Here is a 21,793-nt window from a genome sequence, read left to right as displayed (position 1 = left end):
CAAAAATTAGCAAGAATAACAAGTTTTAAACTCATATGCAGTTGGTCTAGCTTCTACAGGCCATACTTGGGTTTCAAATTTCATATGTTGATAATCATCAATAAACACATCACTCATAACAGGTTTTAAGAAAGCATTTTTTCTAATGAGTGCTTCTAAAGATCCTCTTAAAGTATGAGGTAATTGCTCTATACCTTTTTCTCTAATCTCATCTAGGGTTAGTGCAAATAAATTTTCATCCATAGGGCCAACCGGTATGGTTTTGTTTTTAATACCATCAAGTCCTGCCATAAGTAAGCTTGTAAAAGCTAGGTAAGGATTAGAAGTGCTATCAGGAAATCTAATTTCTACTCTTGCGCTTTTTTCGTTAATACCATAAGGAACGCGACAACTTGCAGAGCGATTTTGACAAGAATAAGTTAAAATGCAAGGTGCTTCAAAACCTGGAACTATTCTTTTATAGGAATTTGAGCTAGGATTGGTAAATGCGGCAACACTTCTTGCATTAGCTAAAATTCCACCGATGTAATTAATCGCACATTCGCTTAATTTTCCATAGCCTTCTTTATCATAGAATAAATTTACTCCATCTTTCCAAAGACTCATATGTACATGCATACCACTTCCATTATCTCCATAGAGTGGCTTTGGCATAAAGGTTGCTGTTTTTCCATTTAAATGTGCTACCATTTTTACTACATATTTGTAAATTTGTACATTATCAGCAGCTTCAACTAAATTTCCAAATTCTACACCAATCTCAGCTTGTCCTTGTGCTACTTCATGGTGATGTACGAAAGTTTTTAAACCCACTCTTTCTAAAACTTGCACCATTTCAGCTCTAATATCTACACTAGAATCAATAGGACTTACAGGAAAATATCCGCCTTTATTTCTTGGGCGATGTCCGCTATTGTAACTATCTGTGAAATCTTTATTATCATTCCATTCACCTTCTTCAGTATCTACTTCATATTTTGCACAATGAGAAGAATCAACTATTTTTACATTATCAAAAATAAAAAATTCATTTTCAGGACCAAAATAAGCTGTATCGGCGATATTGCTTGTACTTAAGTGTTGCATTGCTTTTTTGGCAATACTTCTTGGACATTTTTCATACATTTGATCTTTATAAATATCATATACATCACAAATTACTATGATAGTAGGATCTGCTGTAAATGGATCTAAGAATGCGCTTTCTACATCAGGTTTTAAAATCATATCCGATTTTTCTATAGGTTGCCAACCGTGTAAAGAGCTTGCATCAAAAGGAATTCCATTTTCAAAAGTTTTATCATCAATTGCTTTTATATTGTAAGTAATATGGTGCCAAGTGCCTATCATATCAGTAAATCTAAAATCAACAAATAAAACCTCATGTTCTTGACAATAACTAAAAAACTCACCAATGTTATTTACAAACTTACCCATTTCCTCTCCTTTTTAATAGGTATTAATTTATTTTTTAAGATTGTAGTATATTTTTATTAAATTAAGTTTAAATTAATATTTTTTTTATGGTCAAATACAAAAAAATATTAATTTATATAATTAATTAACAAAATTAATATTGGTTTATATTTTTTTATAATATAATTTCACATTAGTTTTTTATATTAAAAAGGTGTAAAAATGACTCAAGAAGAATTAGATGCTTTAATGAATAGCACTGAAGATTTAGATCTTGATTCTGTAGAAGAAACAGAAACAAAGCCTGAAACAGAGTATGAAGATGAGGAAAAAAATAAACAAATTGTTGATGCAATGATTAATGGTGATTATAAAGCAAGAGCAGATATGGCATGGCCACCACCACCACCTAGCAAAGAACATAAAGTTGTGCATCAGCTTGATGATGTTACAAGAGATAGTGAAATCAAAGCTACTGAAATGATGGAAAAGTTAGAAATTATTAATGATTTCTTTGCAAATTCAGAAAATGAGCTTTGTGTAATTAGTGATGCTCTGAATAAAAATATAGAAATTTTTGAAAAGCTAAATGCAAAATTTCCTAATGTTGTAAGCTTTAAAGAAGCCATAGAAACTAACAATAATGCTAAAAATATTATAGATGAAATCACGGGTTGTTTGCAAACTGGACAAGATGAAGTTATGATGGCAATGGATGCTATGCAATACCAAGATATTCACCGTCAAAAAATCGAACGTGTTATTAATGTTATGAGAGCTTTAAGTAGATATATGAGTAGTTTATTTGAAGGTAAAATTGATGATGAAAAACGCGTGGGATCTGCTGTGCATATCGAAGGAGATACAACTGCAGATGTTGTAAGCAATGATGATATTGAGGCATTAATCGCAAGTTTAGGCAAAAAATGATTATTCCTGAAATAGTAGCTCCTGTGGGAAATTTTACAAAATTAAAAATAGCGTTGGCTTATGGAGCTGATGCTGTTTATGCGGGAGTGAGTAATTTTTCATTAAGAGCAAGAACTGCTAGAGATTTCAATTATGAAACTTTTAAAGAGGCTATTGATTATACTCATACAAGAGGAAAAAAAATTTATGTAACCATTAATGGTTTTCATTTTAGTTCACAAATTGAAGGTTTAAAAAGGCATATTTTAAAATTAAAAGAAATGAAACCTGATGCTTTTATAGTAGCTTCTGTAGGTGCTATGCGTTTAGTTAAAGAACTTGCACCTGAAATCAATCTTCATGTATCCACTCAAGCTAATATTTTAAACTATTTAGACGCTCAAGTCTATAAAGACATGGGAGCTAAGCGTGTTGTTATAGCAAGAGAGCTTGGCTTAAAAGATGCAAAAGATTTGAAAAACAATTGTGATATCGAGCTTGAAAGTTTTGTGCATGGCTCTATGTGCTTTGCATATTCTGGTAGATGTTTAATAAGCTCAGTACAAAGTGGACGCATGAGCAATCGTGGTTCTTGCGCAAATGATTGTAGATTTAATTATGAGCTTTATGCGAAAAATCCAGAGACAAATACACTTTTTAGATTAGAAGAAGATGAAAATGGCACACATGTATTTAATTCTAAAGATTTAAATTTAAGCTCATATATTCAAAAGATTATGCAAGAAAATTGTATTCATGCTTTTAAAATAGAAGGAAGAACAAAAAGTGAGTATTATGTAGCTTTAACTACAAGAACATATAAAATGGCAGTGCAAGATGTATTGGAAGACACTTTTGATGCTGCTAAATATGAAAAAGAAATCCATACTTTAAAACACAGAGGCTTTACGGATGGATATTTAGTCTCAAGAGCTTATGAAAAAACCGACTCTATTAATCACAATACAAGCATAGAAGAAGGAACTCATCAAGTGCATGCTATTAGTGAAGATGGTGAGTTTTTTAAATGTAAAGGCAAGATAGAATTAAACAAAGAGTATGAAATTTTAGCTCCGGTTAATTCTAATATAGAATTAGGAGAAAATAAACTAGGTTTAATCTATGAAAATGATGGTAAGAAATTTATAGTTTTTAAGCAATTATTGGCCAAAAATAATAAAGAATTTAGTGAAATTCATAGTGGTAATGAAAATGAAATTACTTTACCGTTTAAGCTTCCAGAATTTAGCTTTTTAAGAAGGAGTGTTGAATGAAATTTGTTTCTATATTGATGGGAAGTAAGAGTGATTATGATGTAGTGAAAGAAGCTTTGGGAATTTTGGAAAAATTTGATGTTAAATATGAAATTTTAATCACTTCAGCACACAGAAGTCCTCAAAGAACCCAAGAATACATCAAAAATGCCGAAGAAAAAGGTGCAAAAGTATTTATTGCAGCAGCAGGTATGGCAGCACATTTAGCAGGAGCTGTTGCAGCACATACAACAAAACCTGTTTTAGGCATACCTATGCCAGGAAGTAATTTAGCAAGTATGGACTCTTTATTTTCTACTGTGCAAATGCCAAGTGGAATTCCTGTCGCAACTTTGGCTATAGGTAAAGCAGGGGCTATTAATGCAGCTTATTTAGCTGTACAAATTTTAGCTATAGAGGATGAATCTTTAGCACAAAAATTATTAGAAGATAGAAAAAAACAACAAGAAAAATTAATTCAAGATTCTAGTACAATTGAAGTTTTTCTTTAAGGAGTATTTATGCAAACTTACTTGAAGTTAAAAGAATTTTGTCAATTAGTGCATTTATCTGAAGATGTTGTAAAAGGAATGATGGCAAATGGTGCTTTAAATTTCAAAGAAGAAGAGGGTGAAATTTATATTGAGGCTAATCAAGGAACATTTAGTGTGGTTCCAACAAGCTCAAAGCAACCTGCTATGGTAAATTCTATGACTTTAGCAGGAGAAAGTTTTGTAGAAAAAACCATAGGAACTATTTTAAACTTACACGAAAAAGTTCTTGATGCTAAAGATGAGACCTTAGAAGCTTTAAAGGGTGAGAATAAATTTTTAAAAGATGCTCTTTATTCTATGCAAGAACTTTATGATGAAGATAGAAAAACCATAGAAAATCTTAACGAGCAACTCAAATATGCGCGCAATGAAGTGGAATTTCTAAAAAGAAAATATAAAATGATGTGGAATAAAACAGTAGAGTTATATGCAAATTCACCTGAAAAGCCAGAAGAAATAAAGGAAGAAAAATGACTTTTTCTCAAATGATATTAAACTTACAAGAATTTTGGCAAAAACAAGGTTGTACCATTATGCAACCTTATGATTTTCCAGCAGGTGCAGGGACTTTTCACCCTGCAACTTTTTTAAGAAGTTTGGGTAAAAAACCTTGGGCAGCTGCTTATGTAGCACCAAGTAGAAGACCAACTGATGGAAGATATGGTGAAAATCCTAATAGACTAGGTGCTTATTATCAATTTCAAGTTTTGATTAAACCAAGCCCTGATAACATCCAAGAATTATATTTAAAAAGTTTAGAAAATTTAGGTTTTGATTTAAAATCACATGATATTCGTTTTGTTGAGGATAACTGGGAGAGTCCAAGTTTAGGTGCTTGGGGTCTGGGTTGGGAAGTTTGGCTTGATGGCATGGAAGTAACACAATTTACTTATTTTCAACAAGTTGGCGGTATAAGCGTAGATTTAGTAAGTGCTGAAATTACCTATGGCTTAGAAAGACTCGCAATGTATTTGCAAGATGTAGATAATGTATATGACATAGTTTGGAATGAATTTAACGGTGAAAAAATTACTTATAAAGATGTTCATAAGCAAGGTGAGTTTGAATTTAGTAAATATAATTTTGAAGTAAGTGATGTTAAAACTTTAAATGTGCAATTTGAAAATGCCTATAATGAGTGTAAGAATGCATTAGAAGCAAAGCTTGCTTTACCCGCGTATGATTATTGTATGTTAGCAGCGCACACTTTTAATTTGCTTGATGCAAGAGGAGCTATTTCAGTAACTCAAAGACAAGACTTTATGCTTAAAATTAGAGAATTATCTAAAAATTGTGCTTTGGTGTATAAAGAAAGTTTAGATGAAAATTAAAGAAATTTATGATTATTTGGATACTATTAGCCCATTTAGTACGCAAAGTTCATGGGATAATAGTGGCCTATTACTTGGAACTTTAGATCAAGAAATAAATCAAATTTATCTTGCTCTTGATGTGGATATGCATTTAATTGAAAATGCACGTGAAAATTCACTTTTTATAGTTCATCATCCTTTGATTTTTAAAGGTTTAAAAAACTTAAGCGGGGTGTTTTATCCGCAAAATATTCTTACTAAAATGATACAAAAAAACATAGCTTTAATTGCTATGCACACGAATTTTGACTTAAGTCATTTAAATGCTTATTTTGCTCGTGAAATTTTAGGTTTTAAGATTAAAGAACAAAATGAGTTTTTAATTTATTGTGATGTTGATTTTAAATTTAGTGATTTAATTAATCATGTGAAAAAAAGTTTAAAGCTTGATTGTATAAGAGTTGTAAATGCAGGTAATGAGAAAATTAAAACTTTAGCAATATGTACAGGCAGTGGAGGAGATTTAATTTCTAGTATTAAGGCAGATTGCTTTTTAAGTGGAGATTTTAAATATCATCAAGCTTTGGAAAGTTATCATAATAAACTTAGTTTGATTGATATAGGACACTATGAAAGCGAATCTTGTTTTGGTAAAATTTTAGCAAAAGATTTGCAAAAATTTCATTTAGAAGTTATAATATCAGTTTCAAAAAATCCATTTCAATATTTTTAAGGAAAATTTCAATGAGTAAATATTTAGAACAACTTATAGCTTTATCGCAAATTGATAAAGAACTTGATGGTTTTGCAAATAAAGTAGAAGATGCTACAAAAGATTTAAAAGAAAAACGCAATTTACTTGATAAAACAGAAGAAGAAATTGCAGGTTTTGAGAAAGATATTAAAGATATAGAAAATCAAAAAATTCAAAACAACAATCATATTGCAGAATTTGGTGTAAAAATAAAAGAAATAGCCAAAAAAAGTGCAGCAGTAAAAACTGAAAAAGAAGCAAATGCTTTAAAAATTGAAGAGGATATAGCCAAAGAACAACTTGATGCAGCAAATGAAGAAATTGAAAGATTGGATAAAATTTTAGAAAATAAAGAAAAGTTTATACAAGAATTGCAAGCTAAAAGAAGCGAACTTGAAAATGAAGTGGATCAAATCGATGCTCAAACTAAAACTGTTTTAGTGGATATTGAAAAAGAAAGATTACAAATTTATGATAAAAAGGTAAAATTAGTAGGTGAAATAAATCAAAAAGTTTTAACTTTTTATGAAAAAATTAGAAAATGGGCGGGAAATACTGCAGTAGTTCCTGTAAAAAAACATGCTTGTTATGGCTGTTTTATGAGAATTTATGATAAAACTTATTTGGCTGTTTTAAAAGGTGATGAAATCATAACTTGCCCACATTGTGGAAGAATTTTATACAAAGAAAAAGAAGAAAATCAAAATTGATTTTTTTTTATTATATTTTTGCTGTGATTATATATATAATTGCAGCTCCTTTTTTATTGATTTTAAGTTTTTGTAAGGAAAAGTATAAAATATCATTAAAATCAAGATTCTTTCTTTACAAAAATTTAAGGCAAAAACAAGGTGATGTGTATTTTCATGCTTGTTCTTTTGGTGAAATTAAAAGCCTTATTCCTTTAATAAAACTTTTTCCAGCTTGTAAAATTTCAACCATAACTCAAACTGGTTTTAGTGAAGCTTTAAAATATTCTAAAAAAGTAAATTTTTTCCCTTTTGAGATTTTTGTACCTTTTTGGATGAGACCTTGTAAAGTTTTGGTTATTTTTGAAGCAGAGCTTTGGCTTATGCTTGTGTTTATGGCTAAATTTTATAATGCAAAAGTTGTTTTATTAAATGCTAGAATTAGCGATAGATCTTTAAAAAACTATAAGCGTTTTAGCTTTTTTTATCGTTTGATTTTTAAATATATTGATGTTGTGTTTGCACAAAGTCAAAAAGACAAAGAAAGATTAGAATGCTTGGGCGCTAAAAATGTTATAGCATATAAAAATATCAAAGCTAATATAAAACAAGAACAAGTGAAAAACTATTCCAAGCCCAAAGCTAGGATTATTATATTTGCTAGTACACATGAAAATGAAGAACGATTATTACTTAATGAAATTAATTTAGAAGAAAACGATAAATTGATTATCGCCCCAAGACATCCAGAGCGTTTTGGCGAGGTTGAGGGAATTTTAAAAGATTTTTGTCAAAAAAACCACTATAATATGCAAAAATTTTCAGACTTTACTTTAAGCGAAAATAATTTTGCAAATTTTTTTAATGCCAAATGTTTATTGCTAGATACTTTAGGTGAGCTAGAAAGTTTTTATAAGATTAGTGATGTGGTTTTTTTATGCGGCTCTTTTGTAGATAATATAGGTGGGCATAATCCTATAGAGGCAGCTAGATGGAATAATGTTATTATCTCAGGGAAATATTATTTTAATCAAGAAAGTTTATATCAAGAAGTTGATGGTTTGTATATTTGTGAGAATGCAAAAGATATAAATGTTTTTTTAAAGCAAAAATCACCACAAGCACAACTTAAAGAACAAAGTGATTTAAATGAAATTATATTAAGCATAAAAGAAGGTTTAGATGCAAGAAAAAGCTTATAAATTGCTTGCAATGCAAGAAAAAATTTCTAATAACGCAGCAAAGGATTTGATTGACAAAGGCTGTGTTTTTGCTATGGGTAAAAAGGTTGTTATAGCTAGGGCTTTAATGAGTTCTAAAACAAGATTTGTTGTGCAAAAAATAAAAAAAGCAAAAATACTTTTTGAAGATGATAAAATCATAGCTTTAAATAAGCCTTATGGTGAGATTAGCGAAAACTTAGAGAATGTTTTTGGCGCAAAACTTATTAATCGACTTGATAAGGAAACAAGTGGAGTTTTGCTTTTAAGTAAAGATGAGGAATTTAGACTAAAATGTATTCAAGAATACAAAAAACAAAATGTTTATAAAAGTTATTTAGCTATTGTTGATGGAGTGATTGCTGAAGAACTTGAAATTTGTGAAAAAATAACTACTATAAAAAATAAATCCGGAGCCTTTAGTAAAATCGATAAATTTGGTTTAGAAGCTCATAGTCAGGTTATACCTTTAATGGTAAATGCTAAAAAAACCTTAATAAAAGCAGTCATTAAAACAGGTAGAACACATCAAATTAGAGTGCATTTAAATCATATAAAACATGGTATTATAGGTGATGAAAAATATGCAAAAATTAGCTCTTCTAGAATGTATTTGCATTCATATGAAACGCATATTTTTGATTATCAATTTAAAGCCTTACTTGATGAGAGCTTCAATGCTTATGGTTTTGAAATAAAAAATTTAAATTTTTAAAGGCGTTTAAAGCTAAAAGGGTTTATAATTTAGCTTTTTAAAATTTTAATAAAGGGAAAATAAAGTGTTTGAAATAGTTAGTGAGTCATTTAAATCCGCAGTTAATAAACTTCGTTTTGTTGATGATGAAAAAGCTTTAAAAAATGCTCTTGACACTTTAAAAAAAGCCCTTTTAAAAGCAGATGTACATCATAAAGTTACTAAAGAATTACTTACTTTAGTAGAAAATGATGTAAAAATTAATGGTATAGGTCAAAAACAATTTTTAGACTCAATTAAGAAAAATTTAGAAGAAATTCTTAGTGTTAAAGGTAAAAATCAAGGTTTTGTATTTGCTAGTAAGCCACCTACGGTTGTTTTGATGTGTGGTTTACAAGGTGGTGGTAAAACTACTACTACGGTAAAAATTGCTAATTATTTAAAGTTAAGAAATAAAAAAGTACTAATTGCTGCATGTGATTTGCAAAGATTAGCTGCAGTAGAACAGCTAAGACAACTCACTCAAGCTAATGAGCTTGATTTATTTTTCATAGAAAATGAAAGCAATCCTTTAAATGTTGCTAAACAAGCTTTGGAAAAAGCAAAAAATTCTATGTATGATGTTTTGCTTGTAGATACTGCCGGCCGTTTAGCAATTGATACGGCTTTGATGAATGAGCTTAAAGATGTAAAAGCTATTTTAAATCCTGATGAAGTATTTTATGTAGCTGATGCTATGAGTGGTCAAGATGGAGTTAAAACAGCAAGTAGTTTTAATGAGGCTTTAGAAATTACAGGGGTTATTTTAAGTAAATTTGATGCAGATACTAAAGGTGGTGTTGCGCTAGGCATAGCAAAACAAATTGGTGTACCTTTAAGATTTATTGGTGTTGGTGAGAAAGTAGCTGATTTAGAAGTATTTATCCCTGATAGAATTGTTAATCGTATCATGGGCGAGGGTGATTTAGCGACTTTGGCTGAAAAAACTGCAACCATTATTGATGAAAAAGAAGCAAAAAAACTTAATAAGAAAATTAAAAAAGGTGAATTTAATTTTAATGACTTTTTAAATCAAATGGAAAGTGTTAAAAAACTTGGTAGTATGAAATCAATCATTGGTATGATACCTGGTTTATCATCTATGGCAGCAAATATTAAAGATATTGATTTGGATAATTCTAAAGAAATTATTCATATTAAGGCAATGATTTCATCAATGACACCAAAAGAAAGAGAAAATCCTGATTTGTTAAATAACGCAAGAAAGCGTCGTATTGCAGAGGGTGCTGGTTTATCTCAAATGGAAGTAAATCGCTTTTTAAAACAATTTAGTAATGCAGCTAAGTTGGCAAAGAAATTTTCAAACAAAAAAGGAATGGAAAACTTTATGAATATGTTGCAGCAAGCTAAAAGACCGCAATAATTAAAGCTTTTTTATGGATATATGAGTTAAAATATCTATAACAAAATTTTAATTTTTTTAGGAGTATTAAAATGACAGTAATCAGACTTACAAAAATGGGACGTAAAAAAAGACCATTTTATCGTATAGTTGTAACTGATAGTAGAAAAAGACGCGATGGTAGCTGGATAGAAAGCATTGGATATTACAATCCTATGGTTGAACCTGAAGTGGTAAAATTTGATGCTGAGCGTTTAGCTTATTGGAAAAGCGTAGGTGCTAAATTAAGCGATAGAGTAGCAGCTATTACAAGCAAATAAAAATGGTTGAGAATTTTTTAAGAGAATACGCAAAATTAATTGTTGATTTTCCTGAAAAAGTTGATATACAAAGACAAAATTTAGAAAATAATTTTGCTGAAATTATCATTTATGTCGATCCATCTGATACTGGTAAGTTGATCGGAAAAAATGGAAAATTAATCAACGCAATAAAAACAGTCATTATGGCTTACAAAGTTAAAGATGCAACTTCATATCGTATAACGGTAAAAGCCATTGAAGAATGATTTGATCCAAGTTGCTAAACTTGGGAAAAGTGTTGGTTTAAAAGGTTATGTAAAATTACATAATCTTAGTGATTTTTATGAGCAGTTTAAAATAGGTGCTAAATTTTTTGATATTAATCAAAAAATTTACACCATAAAGGCTTTTGATAAAACTAGGTCTTTAGTTCTATTTGAAGGTTTTGAGAGTGTTGAAGCTGCCAAAACCTTAACTAATATTACTCTTTTTCAAACTATTGAAGCTACAAAAGAAATTTGTAAATTAAAAAAAGATGAGTATTTTTATTTTGATATAATTGGATGTGATGTTATTGAAAATGAGCAAAAATTAGGTGTAGTTGAAGACATTTTAGAAAATGGAGCAGGATTTTTATTTTGTATAAAATGTGATGAAAAACTACAGACAAAGGTTAAAAACTTTTATATTCCTTATGTTAATAAATATATTCAAAAAGTTGATGTAGAAAATAAAAAAATATTCACGCAATCTGCTTTAGATATTTTAGAAAATTCATGAAATATACTTTTGTAAGTTTATTCCCAGAGCTTATTGAGCCTTATTTTCAAACTTCTATTTTAGCAAGGGCAAAAGAAAAAGGGATATTAGAATTTGCTTTTGTTAATCCTAGAAGTTTTACCACAAACAAGCACTTTAAAGTAGATGATTATAAAATAGGAGGAGGCGCAGGGCTTTTGTTGCAAGCTCAGCCTTTGTATGATTGCTTAAGGCATATTAAAAAGCAAGATAAAAATGTTCATTTTGTTTTTCTTTTGCCTTGCGCTAAGACTTTTAAACAAGCTGATGCTAAAAGATTAAGTAAGAAAGATCATGTTTGCTTTGTAAGTAGTAGATATGAGGGTTTGGATGAGCGCATTGTGGAAGAATTTGCTAATGAGGTATTTTCTATAGGTGATTTTATACTTACAGGTGGAGAGTTAGCGTCTTTGGTGATGTGTGATGCTATTAGCAGAAATATTCAAGATGTTCTTGGAAATAGCGAAAGCTTAAGTGAAGAAAGTTTTGAAAATGACTTATTAGAAGCCCCATCGTTTTCTAAGCCTTTTATTTTTGAAAAGGAAAATAAAAAATTTTATGTGCCTTCAGAGTTTTTAAAGGGAAATCACGCTAAAATCACAGCTTTAAAAACTACTTTGGCGTCTTGCAAAACGAAATATTTTCGTCCTGATTTGTATCAAAAGCATGAACGCAAATTTTAAGGAATATCGTTATGAAAAATAAATACATTGAGCAATTTGAGCAAAAACAAATTGAAGGTAAAAATGTTCCAGAATTTCGTGCTGGAGATACTTTAAGACTTGCTATTCGCATTAAAGAAGGCGATAAAACAAGAATTCAAAATTTTGAAGGTATTTGTATAGCACGTAGAGGAAATGGTGTAGATGAAACTTTCATCGTACGTAAAATTGGTGCTAACAATGTAGGCGTTGAAAGAATTTTCCCTATTTATAGTGAAAGTTTAGAAAGTATTACAGTATTAAGAAGAGGTCGTGTACGCCGTGCTAGATTATTCTACCTAAGAGATAGAAGAGGTAAGGCTGCTCGTATTAAAGAACTTAAAAAATAAAAGTGAAATTTAGAACTCAAATATATGAAGTAATTTCCTGGGAACAAGAAATTCAAAATGGCATAAATATATCTAAGAAAATAGAAAATGCTTATGCCAAAGAAATCTGCATAACTATGTCAAAAGATAGCTTTATGAAAGATCATAAAGCACCTTTTGATATTACCATACAAGTGTTAAAAGGCTCCATTGATTTTGGAGTTTTAAATCAACAAATTCTACTTAAAACGCTAGATAGTATAAGTTTAAAAGCTCATGAGATTCATAATCTTTTAGCGCTAGAAGATTCTATAGTACGCTTAACTTTGTATAAGCAAGATAGTCTTGAACGTGTTGAAAGTGTTTTAAAATCTTAATTTAAGCCTCATTTTGTATAATTTTAGCTTACTAAAATGAGGAAGTTAAGCTATGAAATGGACTAAAGATTCTTGGAAAAATTATAAAATTCAGCAACAACCACAATATCCTGATGAAAATGAATTACAAGAAGTTGTTAAAAAATTAGAAAAATTACCACCGCTTGTTTTTGCAGGCGAGGTGGATAAATTAAAAAAATCCCTTGCTAAGGTTGTAGATTCTCAAGCATTTTTACTCCAAGGAGGAGATTGTGCGGAGAGTTTTGTAAATTTTGGCGCTGATAATATAAGAGATATGTTCAAAGTTATGCTTCAAATGGCTATAGTGCTTACTTTTGCAGGATCTTGCCCTATAGTTAAAGTAGGGCGTGTTGCAGGGCAGTTTGCAAAGCCAAGAAGTAGTGATTTTGAAGAAATTGAAGGAGTAAAGCTTCCAAGTTATCGTGGGGATATTATCAATGGTTTTGAATTTAATGAAAAATCAAGAATAGCTGATCCTAAAAGAATGCTAGAAGCGTATTATCAAAGTGCTACAACTTTAAATTTATTAAGAGCTTTTTCAAGAGGTGGTTTAGCGGATTTAAGAGTAGTGCATAAGTGGAATTTGGGTTTTTTAAAAAAGGCAGAGCTTGGGAGAAAATATGATGAACTTAGTGAAAAAATCACTCAAGCCTTAGCTTTTATGCAAGCTTGTGGTATCACTGATACTCCAAATCTTTCTCAAACAGCCTTTTATACTTCTCATGAAGCCTTGCTTTTACCTTATGAAGAGGCTTTAACTAGGGTAGATAGTTTAAGCGGGGAAATTTATGATTGTTCAGCACATATGCTTTGGATAGGTGAGCGTACTAGAAAAGCAGATGAAGCACATGTGCATTTTTTAAGTGGAGTGAAAAATCCACTTGGTGTTAAGCTTAGTGCTAATTATGATTTAGATGAGATTAAAAAGTTAGTAAGTATTTTAAATCCGCATAATGAAGCAGGAAGATTAAATTTCATTATTCGTATGGGATGTGATAAGATAGAAAATGCCTTGCCAAAATTATTTAAAGAGTTAAAACAAGAAGGATTTAATATACTTTATAGCATAGATCCTATGCATGCAAACACAGTTAAATCAGGTAATTTTAAAACAAGAGAATTTGATAAAATCATTCAAGAAGTGCGTGCGTTTTTTGAAATAGCTATGAGTGAGGGAGTGTATCCTGGTGGGGTACATTTGGAAATGACAGGGCAAAATGTAACAGAATGTGTAGGAGGTTCTTTAAATATCACTCAAGAAGAACTTTCTAAACGTTATGAAACACAATGTGATCCAAGATTAAATGCTGATCAAGCTTTAGAATTAGCATTTATCATAGCAGACTTAGTTAAAAAGGCAAGAAAATGTTAAAATTTTATGGTATTAAAAATTGCAATAGTGTTAAAAAAGCTATGGATTATTTAAATTCTAAGCAAATTGAATTTGAATTTTTAGATATTAAAAAGCTAGATGAGGAAACTTTAGATTTTTGGCTTAGTAAAAGAAGTGTTTTAGAGCTTGTAAATACAGCGGGTATGAGTGCTAGAAAATTAGGCTTAAATAAAGAAAAACTTCAAAATTTAAACCAAGATGAAATTAAAGCAATGATTTTAGAAAGTCCAACACTCATAAAACGCCCATTAATTGTAAAAGATGATGAAGTTTTTATAGCTAAAGAATATGAGAGTTTTTAATTAAATTTTCTCTCTTTGGTAGATTTTTTTAATTTTCACATCTAAATTATGAACAAATTTAAATAAAGCTGGCACTACTAAAAGTGTAAGTAAGGTTGAACTAATAAGACCAAATATAATAGCAATGGCCATAGGAGAATTTCCTTCAAAACCAGAACCCCTTGAAAGTGCTAGTGGAAGCATGGAAAAAATCATCGCAAAAGTTGTCATTAAAATGGCTCTTAAACGACTTTTTCCTGCATAAATTAGTGCTTTTTCTACTTCCATACCTTCATCGCATTTTTTATTAGCTACATCTACTAATAATATAGCATTTTTTCCTACCATTCCAAAAAGCAAAATAATAGCCACAAGTACAAATAAAGAAAAGTGATTTCCTGTGATAAAAATTCCAAAACAAGCTCCACCAAAAGCCAAAGGCATGCTTATCATGATGATTAAAGGAAGTATTAAACTTGAATACAAAGAAGCAAGGATTAAATAAATCAAAATCATTCCCAAAGATATAGAAAACAAAAATCCACTAATGGTATCATCTAAAAAGTCCAAAAAACCAGAATAAGCAAAAGATAGGTTGTTTTTTCCTAAAATATAAGCTAAATTGGACTCAAAAATTTTTCTTACTTCACCCAAAGAAATGTTTTCTATGCTTGAAGTGAGTTTTATACTAGTAGTTTTATTGTGTCTGTTAATTAAAGAAAGATCTTTTTTATAAGAAAAGCTAGCAATACTAGTAAGTTTTATACTTTCATTGTTATGATTTTTAAGTTCTATTAGCTCTAAACTAGTTGGATTTTGCTTAAAAGCTTCATCAAAGCTAAGGATAATTTCATCTTTAAAATTTTTATAATCCATATTTCCAACGCTTAAATTTCCAAAGGAATAAGCCAAGACATAAGCAAGTTCTTGAGGGTTAATACCAAGTTTGGCAGCTTTTTCTCTATTGATATTAATAGCAATTTCTTCTTTTAAATCCCCTTCATTATCATCTATAGCAACAAAGCCTTCGTGTTTTGAAAACACTTCTTTCATTCTATTAATAGCTTCTTTTATTAGCTTTAAATCATCACCTAAAATTTGAATTTGAACTGGATCTTCAATACCTGCTCCTTCTATTTTAGGGAGTTCTAAAACTTTTATCTTTAAGTCTTCATAGGAGTTTAATTTTTCTTGAAAAAGGCTAATAAGCTTAGGTTGTCTGAATTTTCTTTCATTTAAAGATTTTAATTTTACATAAATTTTTGCTTTTTTAATTTCTTTTGCGTCATTGTATCCTATAAGTAAATATGCATAAGCAACACTTGGATCTTGCTTTATATTTTCATATACTTTTAAACTTTTTTCTTTCATAGCTTCTAAAGATAAGTCGTTTTTGCTTTCTAATAAAACTTGTATTTCACTATCTTCTTCTATAGGTAGAAAATCTAAGCCTATTTTAGGAGCTAAAGAAAAACATAAAATAATTACAACAAGCGTTGATAGGATAAATTTAATTTTATTAGCTAAAACTTTATAAAGTAGCTTTTCATAAAATAAGTCAAGTTTTATAAATAAAAATTCACTTTTTTTATAAAATGTGCTTTCGCTAGTATTTAAAAATCTAGCACTTAAGGTAGGTATTAAAAATACACTTACAAGATAGCTTATAATCACACCAGAAGCAACGCTAGTAGCTAATACATTAAAAAATAAACCAGGAACTGAATTCATATAAGCAATAGGTATAAACACGCATAATAAAACTGCACTAATGCTTAAGACACTAAAGCCTATTTCTTTGATCCCTTCAAATGAAGCTTGTAAAGGAGGGAGTGTTTTTGCTTTTTTGGCTATACTTTCAATGATGACTATAGCATCATCTATAAAAATTCCTATACTTAAAGTAAGAGCTATGATGGTTAAGCGATTAATATCATAACCTAAAAGATTAATGAGAAAAAAACTAGAAATAATTGAAGTTGGTAAAACAATAAAAGCTAAAATAGTCGCGCTGATATTTCTTAAAAATACATACACTATTAAAAGTGTTAAAATCACGCCAAAAACCATATCAAAAATAACCTGATTGATATGTTTTAAGATGTTTTGGCTTTTATCATAAACTATTTTAATTTCTACCTCATTGCCTGCTATTGTTTGTAATGTTTTTAAAGAATTTTTGATATTTTCTATAACTTTTAAGGAGTTATAACCAGAAATTTTATTAAGCTCAAGTAATACCCCATCTTTTGTATCAAGTATTGCAAACTGCTTTTGATCTTCTAAGCCATAGCTAATATTTGCTATATCTTTTAAAAATATTCCACTAAAAATGCGTATATTTTCTAACTCTTTTAAATTTTGTGCTTCAAAATATCCTTTGATGGTGAAATTATCTTTTGAATTTTCAAACTCACCTAGATATTGTTTAAAATTATGACTTTGGATGATTTTAGCTACATCAAGTGCATTAATGTGGTATTTTTGCAAGGCATTAGGCAGGAGTTTGATTTGAACTTGTGGTTTTAAAAAGGCTATATCATTGATCGTTCCAACTCCTGAAATTTTTTGTAAAAATGGTTTTATATCATTGTCAATCTTACGCATAAGTTTTAAATGATCTTTGGAACTTAAAAATAATGATACAACAGATCCTGCATCAGGGGATATTTTTTCTAAGGTTGGCTTTGCTGGAAGATTAATAGTATTAAGTTTATCTCTAATATCATTTGCAGCTACTTCTAAGTTTTTGCCTAGTTCAAATTCAACAACAGAAATAGAAAAATTATTATAACTTGTAGAATTGATATTTTTTATCCCCTGTACATCTGAAATTGCATTTTCTATTTCTTTGGTTATTTTAGATTCTATGAATTTTAAATCCCCATTAGCGGTTGTGGTGATTTTAATCAAAGGAATATCTACTTTTGGATAAAGATTAATGGGCATACTAAAAATAGAAAAAATACCAAAAATCACTAAAGCGATAAAAAACATCAAAACAGCAATAGGATTATTAATAGCAAAACGATACAAGATTAATCCTTGGTGATGATTTTTCCTTCTCCAAAAGAACCTGGAGTAAAGTTTAAGGCCTCAACTTCTGCATAAATTTTTCGTGTTTTTATGTCTATACTTGGATAAATAAGTGTGATTTTGCCTTGGTATTCTTTTTCATTTGAGTCTATTTTATAAATAAAAATATCATCAATTTTTACCTTATCTTTAAATTTCTCATCAAAACTTAAAAGCAATTTTACTTTTGGATAAGAAAAAAAATCAAATAAAACATGAGAAATTCCCCTAGCTCCATCGCCTATGTCGATATATTTGTTAGAAATAATCCCATCATAAGGTGCTTTTAGAGTTTTTTTATCAATTAAGTCTTTGTAATGTTGTATATTTAAAAAGGCTTTTTGTTGCAAGCTTTGTGCTTTTTGAAACTCAAATAAAACATTTTCATAACTTTGCTTATCTATAACTTCTTGTACCTTTTTAAATTTTTCTAAAGAACTTTTAGCATGTTCTAGTGCAAGAGTGGCAAGTTTGTATTCATTTTGTGCTAATTTTAAGGCTATTTGCTCGCTAGAATCTTCAAGTTTAAGTAAAACTTGATCTTTTTTTACCTTATCATTAACATTCACATAAATTGCCTTAACTATACCAGCGCTTTGCAAGGATAATTTTGATTGATTTTGTGCAAGCACATCAAAACTAGCATAAATTTCTTCAGCTTTTAAAGTGAGTAGAGAAAATAAAATTAAAAATACTAATTTCATTCTAAAACCTTTGTTTTTATATCAATTCCAGCTGTAAAATAATACCTTGCTTTCGTGATTTCATATTCATTTTTAGCTAGTTCAAGCTGACTTTGACTTTTGTATTTTAATTCTAATGCATTTAGGTATTCTACATATGAGCAAAGTCCTGCAATGTATTTTTTCTCAATGGCCTCAAAAGCTAAATTAGCTGCTTTGAAACTTGCATTTAATGCTTTTATTTTAACTTTAGAAATTTCAATTTCTTGTAAAAGATTATCTAGTTCTATATTTACTTTTCTTTTAGTTTTTTCAAGCTCTAATTGAGTGATTTTACTTGTATATTTTTGAGCTTCTAAGGCTTTTTGATTAGCACCAAAATCAAAAATTTTCCACTCAAAAGCTAAAATAAAACGATTGCTTTGTCCATGTTCTTTTAAAAAGCTTTCGCTTGTTGATTTTAGCTCATGCGGTAATTTAGGATTGTAGTTCATATCATAAAAACTAAAACTATTTTGTAAAAATATTTTTGGAAACAACTCAGCTCTAGCAGAGTCTATTTTTAAATTTTCTAAATTTAATCTTTCTTGCATAAGGGCTATTTCATAGCTTTTGTTTTTTTCTGCACTTGGTTCTTGTAAAATATTTTGAAAAGAAGGCGTAAAATGCGTTTTGCTAAGATTATAAATTTCATTTTTTAATTCATATAGTTTTAATTCATTTTGAGCCAATTCATAAGAGCTTAACTCAAATTTTGCTCTTATGCTCTCAAGCTCACTTTGGCTAGCAAGTCCAGCTTGGTAAAAATTTTCTAAGCGCTTGAGTTGATTTTGCAGAGTGATTTCTTTTTGTTTATCACTTGCTATAATACTTTCTAAACTAAGATAATTAAAATACAAAACACTAGCACTAAGCGCCATATAATTTGTCATGTTTTCTTTTTCAAGATGAGCAAGTTGTTTTAGACTTTGCATGCTAGCGATTTTTGCTTCTCTATTGCCCCCATCAAAAAGTAAAAATTTAAGCGAAAGAGTACTCATTAGACTTTCTTGAGGTTCTATGATAAAGCGATCTTTGTTTGAGCCAAGATAAGAAACACCTAAATGTAAACTTGGCAAATAAGCATTTTGCACGCTTTCTTGTTCTAAAATACTTTTTGAAAATTGGAGTTGCTTTTGTAAGTAATTTTCATTGTTTAAACTTAAATCTATAAATTCTTTAAGATTATTAGCTAGCAAAAATAAAGGCAAGAAAAGTAAATATAAAATTTTCATTTTTAAACTTTTTGTTTTATTATAGAAAATATAACTTAAAGTAATTATAAAGCAAGAAAATTTTTAAGTAGCTTTTTACCATTTTGACTTAGTATGGCTTCAGGATGAAATTGGATTCCATAAATGTCGTGTTTTTTATGTTTTAAAGCCATGATGACATTATCTTCACTATGGGCTAAAATTTCACATTTTTTACCTATATGGCTAACATAAAGAGAGTGATATAAACAAATTTTAAAATTTTGCTTAAGATTTTTAAAAAGTGGATTTGGTTTAAATTTTATAGTTTTTACCTTACCATGAGTTGGATTTGGAAGTTTAGAAATTTTACCATCAAAAACATGTGCTATGCATTGGTGTCCTAGACAAATTCCAAGAATTTTTTTATCTTTTTTAAAATATTTTATAGCTTTTAAGCTTAGCTTTGATTCTTTTGGAGAATTTGGTCCAGGGGAGATTAAAAGATGGGTAAAATCATATTTTTTAAGCTTTTTTGGGTTTTTAAATTTATCGTTTTTGATGATTTTATAAGTAATATTTAATTCTTTTAAATAAAAGGCTATAGTGTAGGTAAAAGAATCATAATTATCTATAATCAAAACTCTCACAGAAATACCCTTTTTAAACCTCTTAAAGAATTAATAGCATAAATTTCTTTAGCATTTAAAAGCTTATCTTTAGTGATATCTTTTTCTTTGATGAGCTTGTGTTTTAAGAGTGTTTGTCTATAAATGCCATTGAGGCAGTTTTTAGCATAAGGAGTAAAATACTCATCATTTAAATTTATGATAATATTAGTTCTTGAACCCTCACAAAGTATGCCTTTTTCATCAAAAAAAACTATATCATAGCAAATATTTTCTTTCCATAGATGAGAATTTGCTTCATATAAACTACGCAGAGAAGTTTTATGGTGTGTTAAAAGATTTACTTTTACGATGTTTTTACTTATGAGTAGTTTTTTACTTGAATTTTCTTGTATATTGCTAAAATCAAACTCATAAAGACCATTTTTGAAAAGTTTTAATTTAATAGCTTTTGAGCCTTTTTGAGTAAAATTACTTTTTGTAAAAAAATGATGATGGTTGAAAACAAAATTATTGAAATTTTGTAAAGATTTAAAATGGAATTTTTTATCTTTACTCTCTAGTATATTTTTAAAATCATGCATTAATCTTTGGGTATCAAAGCCAAAAAATTTAGCTGAGTTTAAAATTCTTTGTAAATGTTCTTTGAAAAATAAAATAGAATGATTTTTATAATACATTGTTTCAAACAAGTAAAAGTTAGGTTCTAAAATTTTGCTTTTTAGTTTTAATTCTTCAAATTCATCTTGTTTTTGTGAGTCCCACACAAGCCCACTTCCCACACCATATCTTAAAAAATCATCATTATTTTTTTTCTCTAAAGTGCGTATGGCTACGCTAAATTTTGCTTTGTTTTTGTAGATTAAACCTATAGCTCCACAATAAACCCCGCGTTTTCTTTGCTCTAAATTTTCTATGAGTTTAATGGTCTCTATTTTGGGTGCGCCTGTGATAGATCCACATGGAAAAAGGGCTTTGAAAATTTTAAAATAATCATTTTTTTGCTTTAATTTTCCGCTTATTTTTGAAATGAGTTGGTGTAAGGTAGGATAGGTTTTAACCTTAAAAAGTTCGCATTTTAAAGAATGTTTTTTGATGAGTTTTGAAATATCATTGCGTAATAAATCAACTATCATTACATTTTCGCTAATGGTTTTTTCATCGCATTTTAAAAAGTTTTTTAGATTTTCATCTTCTTTTGGATCATTTGAGCGTTTGATTGTGCCTTTCATGGGTTTTGTGATGATTTTTTTATTTTTGATTTTAAAAAAAAGCTCAGGTGAAAATGAAGCTAGTTCTAAAAATTCATTTTTCATATAAGCTTTATAAGGGGTATTTTGCTTAGGATAAAGGCTTAAAAAACTCTCATACACATTAAGATTTGATTGTAAATGTAGTTCTTGAGTAAGATTAACTTGATAACTTTGACCTTTAGCTATAACATCTTTAACTTTGTTAAAGTTTTCAAAATACTTTTCTTGGTTTAAATTGGATGAAAAACTTGGATAAAAGTCTAAATTTTTTTCTTCACTTGTAAAGATTTTTTTTGATTTAAAAGCAAAAAAATATAAAAAAGGTTCTTTACTTTTATAATTTTTATCTTCTAGATATTTATAAAATTCATATTGAATATAACCTAAAAAATAATATTGATTTTTATATTTTTCTATAGCTTTAAAAGCTTTTTTGCTTTCTTTTTGAGTGTGAGCTTTAAGAGTGAAGACAAGATTGTCATAAAGATATTTTCCAAAGATAGCAAATGCCATTT

Annotated in this window: 24 protein-coding genes; 18 read left to right on the top strand and 6 right to left on the bottom strand. The window is 29.0% G+C overall.

What is annotated here, in order from left to right:
* Positions 1-6 precede the first annotated feature (6 nt).
* Positions 7-1,437, bottom strand: coding sequence for a type I glutamate--ammonia ligase (glnA, locus tag L8X30_RS02070; protein ID WP_263663129.1), 1,431 nt, complete (start codon positions 1,435-1,437; stop codon positions 7-9).
* A gap of 201 nt (positions 1,438-1,638) precedes the next feature.
* Here glnA and L8X30_RS02065 point away from each other — a divergent pair, with 201 nt between their 5' ends.
* From L8X30_RS02065 to L8X30_RS01980, 18 genes are all read left to right on the top strand, one after another.
* Positions 1,639-2,346: a protein phosphatase CheZ gene (locus L8X30_RS02065; RefSeq protein WP_263678746.1), complete on the top strand. Its 708-nt coding sequence runs from the start codon at positions 1,639-1,641 to the stop codon at positions 2,344-2,346.
* Positions 2,343-3,599 carry a peptidase U32 family protein gene (locus L8X30_RS02060; protein WP_263678745.1) on the top strand — a complete coding sequence of 419 codons (1,257 nt, stop codon included), beginning with the start codon at positions 2,343-2,345 and terminating at the stop codon, positions 3,597-3,599. Before L8X30_RS02065 ends, L8X30_RS02060 begins: the two co-directional genes overlap by 4 nt.
* On the top strand, positions 3,596-4,090 hold the full coding sequence (purE, locus tag L8X30_RS02055) for a 5-(carboxyamino)imidazole ribonucleotide mutase (RefSeq protein WP_263663130.1): 495 nt from the start codon (positions 3,596-3,598) through the stop codon (positions 4,088-4,090). The genes L8X30_RS02060 and purE overlap by 4 nt, the downstream gene beginning before the upstream one ends.
* A gap of 9 nt (positions 4,091-4,099) precedes the next feature.
* On the top strand, positions 4,100-4,606 hold the full coding sequence (locus L8X30_RS02050; RefSeq protein ID WP_039668539.1) for a DUF3972 domain-containing protein: 507 nt from the start codon (positions 4,100-4,102) through the stop codon (positions 4,604-4,606).
* Entirely contained in the window at positions 4,603-5,463 is an 861-nt protein-coding gene (gene glyQ, locus L8X30_RS02045; protein ID WP_263678744.1) for a glycine--tRNA ligase subunit alpha, read from the top strand. Before L8X30_RS02050 ends, glyQ begins: the two co-directional genes overlap by 4 nt.
* Positions 5,453-6,178 (top strand): Nif3-like dinuclear metal center hexameric protein, encoded by a 726-nt coding sequence (locus L8X30_RS02040; protein WP_263678743.1) that lies wholly within the window; start codon positions 5,453-5,455, stop codon positions 6,176-6,178. Before glyQ ends, L8X30_RS02040 begins: the two co-directional genes overlap by 11 nt.
* Before the next feature lie 11 nt (positions 6,179-6,189).
* Positions 6,190-6,909 (top strand): zinc ribbon domain-containing protein, encoded by a 720-nt coding sequence (locus L8X30_RS02035; protein ID WP_149062431.1) that lies wholly within the window; start codon positions 6,190-6,192, stop codon positions 6,907-6,909.
* Complete coding sequence (gene waaA / locus L8X30_RS02030; protein WP_263678741.1) at positions 6,906-8,090, top strand: lipid IV(A) 3-deoxy-D-manno-octulosonic acid transferase; 1,185 nt, start codon at positions 6,906-6,908, stop codon at positions 8,088-8,090. Before L8X30_RS02035 ends, waaA begins: the two co-directional genes overlap by 4 nt.
* The gene (locus tag L8X30_RS02025; protein WP_263678740.1) at positions 8,071-8,823 is read left to right on the top strand and encodes a pseudouridine synthase family protein; all 753 of its coding nucleotides are present in this window, start codon (positions 8,071-8,073) and stop codon (positions 8,821-8,823) included. The genes waaA and L8X30_RS02025 overlap by 20 nt, the downstream gene beginning before the upstream one ends.
* 64 nt (positions 8,824-8,887) lie before the next feature.
* Entirely contained in the window at positions 8,888-10,225 is a 1,338-nt protein-coding gene (gene ffh / locus L8X30_RS02020; protein ID WP_263678739.1) for a signal recognition particle protein, read from the top strand.
* Positions 10,226-10,296: 71 nt separating this feature from the next.
* Positions 10,297-10,524, top strand: a complete 228-nt coding sequence (rpsP, locus tag L8X30_RS02015; RefSeq protein WP_012661702.1) for a 30S ribosomal protein S16 — start codon at positions 10,297-10,299, stop codon at positions 10,522-10,524.
* 2 nt (positions 10,525-10,526) lie between these two features.
* On the top strand, positions 10,527-10,772 hold the full coding sequence (locus L8X30_RS02010) for a KH domain-containing protein (protein WP_012661701.1): 246 nt from the start codon (positions 10,527-10,529) through the stop codon (positions 10,770-10,772).
* Entirely contained in the window at positions 10,762-11,286 is a 525-nt protein-coding gene (gene rimM, locus L8X30_RS02005) for a ribosome maturation factor RimM (RefSeq protein WP_263678738.1), read from the top strand. The genes L8X30_RS02010 and rimM overlap by 11 nt, the downstream gene beginning before the upstream one ends.
* The gene (gene trmD / locus L8X30_RS02000) at positions 11,283-11,987 is read left to right on the top strand and encodes a tRNA (guanosine(37)-N1)-methyltransferase TrmD (RefSeq protein ID WP_263678737.1); all 705 of its coding nucleotides are present in this window, start codon (positions 11,283-11,285) and stop codon (positions 11,985-11,987) included. Before rimM ends, trmD begins: the two co-directional genes overlap by 4 nt.
* Positions 11,988-11,998: 11 nt before the next feature.
* Complete coding sequence (rplS, locus tag L8X30_RS01995; protein WP_012661698.1) at positions 11,999-12,355, top strand: 50S ribosomal protein L19; 357 nt, start codon at positions 11,999-12,001, stop codon at positions 12,353-12,355.
* A 2-nt stretch (positions 12,356-12,357) separates the two neighbouring features.
* Positions 12,358-12,711 carry a cupin domain-containing protein gene (locus tag L8X30_RS01990; protein ID WP_233431003.1) on the top strand — a complete coding sequence of 118 codons (354 nt, stop codon included), beginning with the start codon at positions 12,358-12,360 and terminating at the stop codon, positions 12,709-12,711.
* A gap of 52 nt (positions 12,712-12,763) precedes the next feature.
* Positions 12,764-14,104, top strand: a complete 1,341-nt coding sequence (locus L8X30_RS01985; RefSeq protein ID WP_263678736.1) for a class II 3-deoxy-7-phosphoheptulonate synthase — start codon at positions 12,764-12,766, stop codon at positions 14,102-14,104.
* Positions 14,098-14,427 carry a Spx/MgsR family RNA polymerase-binding regulatory protein gene (locus L8X30_RS01980; RefSeq protein WP_263668432.1) on the top strand — a complete coding sequence of 110 codons (330 nt, stop codon included), beginning with the start codon at positions 14,098-14,100 and terminating at the stop codon, positions 14,425-14,427. Before L8X30_RS01985 ends, L8X30_RS01980 begins: the two co-directional genes overlap by 7 nt.
* On the opposite strand, the gene L8X30_RS01975 is transcribed toward L8X30_RS01980, so the two are convergent.
* Genes L8X30_RS01975 through L8X30_RS01955 form a run of 5 tightly spaced genes read right to left on the bottom strand, consistent with a single transcriptional unit; the run spans position 14,428 to position 21,791 of the window.
* Positions 14,428-17,442, bottom strand: coding sequence for an efflux RND transporter permease subunit (locus L8X30_RS01975; RefSeq protein WP_263678735.1), 3,015 nt, complete (start codon positions 17,440-17,442; stop codon positions 14,428-14,430).
* Positions 17,443-17,444: 2 nt separating this feature from the next.
* A complete protein-coding gene (locus tag L8X30_RS01970) occupies positions 17,445-18,185 on the bottom strand; it encodes an efflux RND transporter periplasmic adaptor subunit (protein WP_257938476.1) in 741 nt (246 codons plus the stop codon).
* Positions 18,182-19,438, bottom strand: a complete 1,257-nt coding sequence (locus L8X30_RS01965) for a TolC family protein (RefSeq protein WP_263678733.1) — start codon at positions 19,436-19,438, stop codon at positions 18,182-18,184. Before L8X30_RS01965 ends, L8X30_RS01970 begins: the two co-directional genes overlap by 4 nt.
* Before the next feature lie 44 nt (positions 19,439-19,482).
* A complete protein-coding gene (locus L8X30_RS01960) occupies positions 19,483-20,046 on the bottom strand; it encodes an anthranilate synthase component II (RefSeq protein ID WP_263678732.1) in 564 nt (187 codons plus the stop codon).
* A complete protein-coding gene (locus tag L8X30_RS01955) occupies positions 20,043-21,791 on the bottom strand; it encodes a bifunctional anthranilate synthase component I family protein/class IV aminotransferase (protein ID WP_263678731.1) in 1,749 nt (582 codons plus the stop codon). Before L8X30_RS01955 ends, L8X30_RS01960 begins: the two co-directional genes overlap by 4 nt.
* Positions 21,792-21,793: the final 2 nt, after the last annotated feature.

Source organism: Campylobacter sp. CNRCH_2015_0338h, from assembly GCF_025772785.1.
Taxonomy (GTDB): domain Bacteria; phylum Campylobacterota; class Campylobacteria; order Campylobacterales; family Campylobacteraceae; genus Campylobacter_D.
This window is presented reverse-complemented; position numbering and strand designations above follow the sequence as displayed.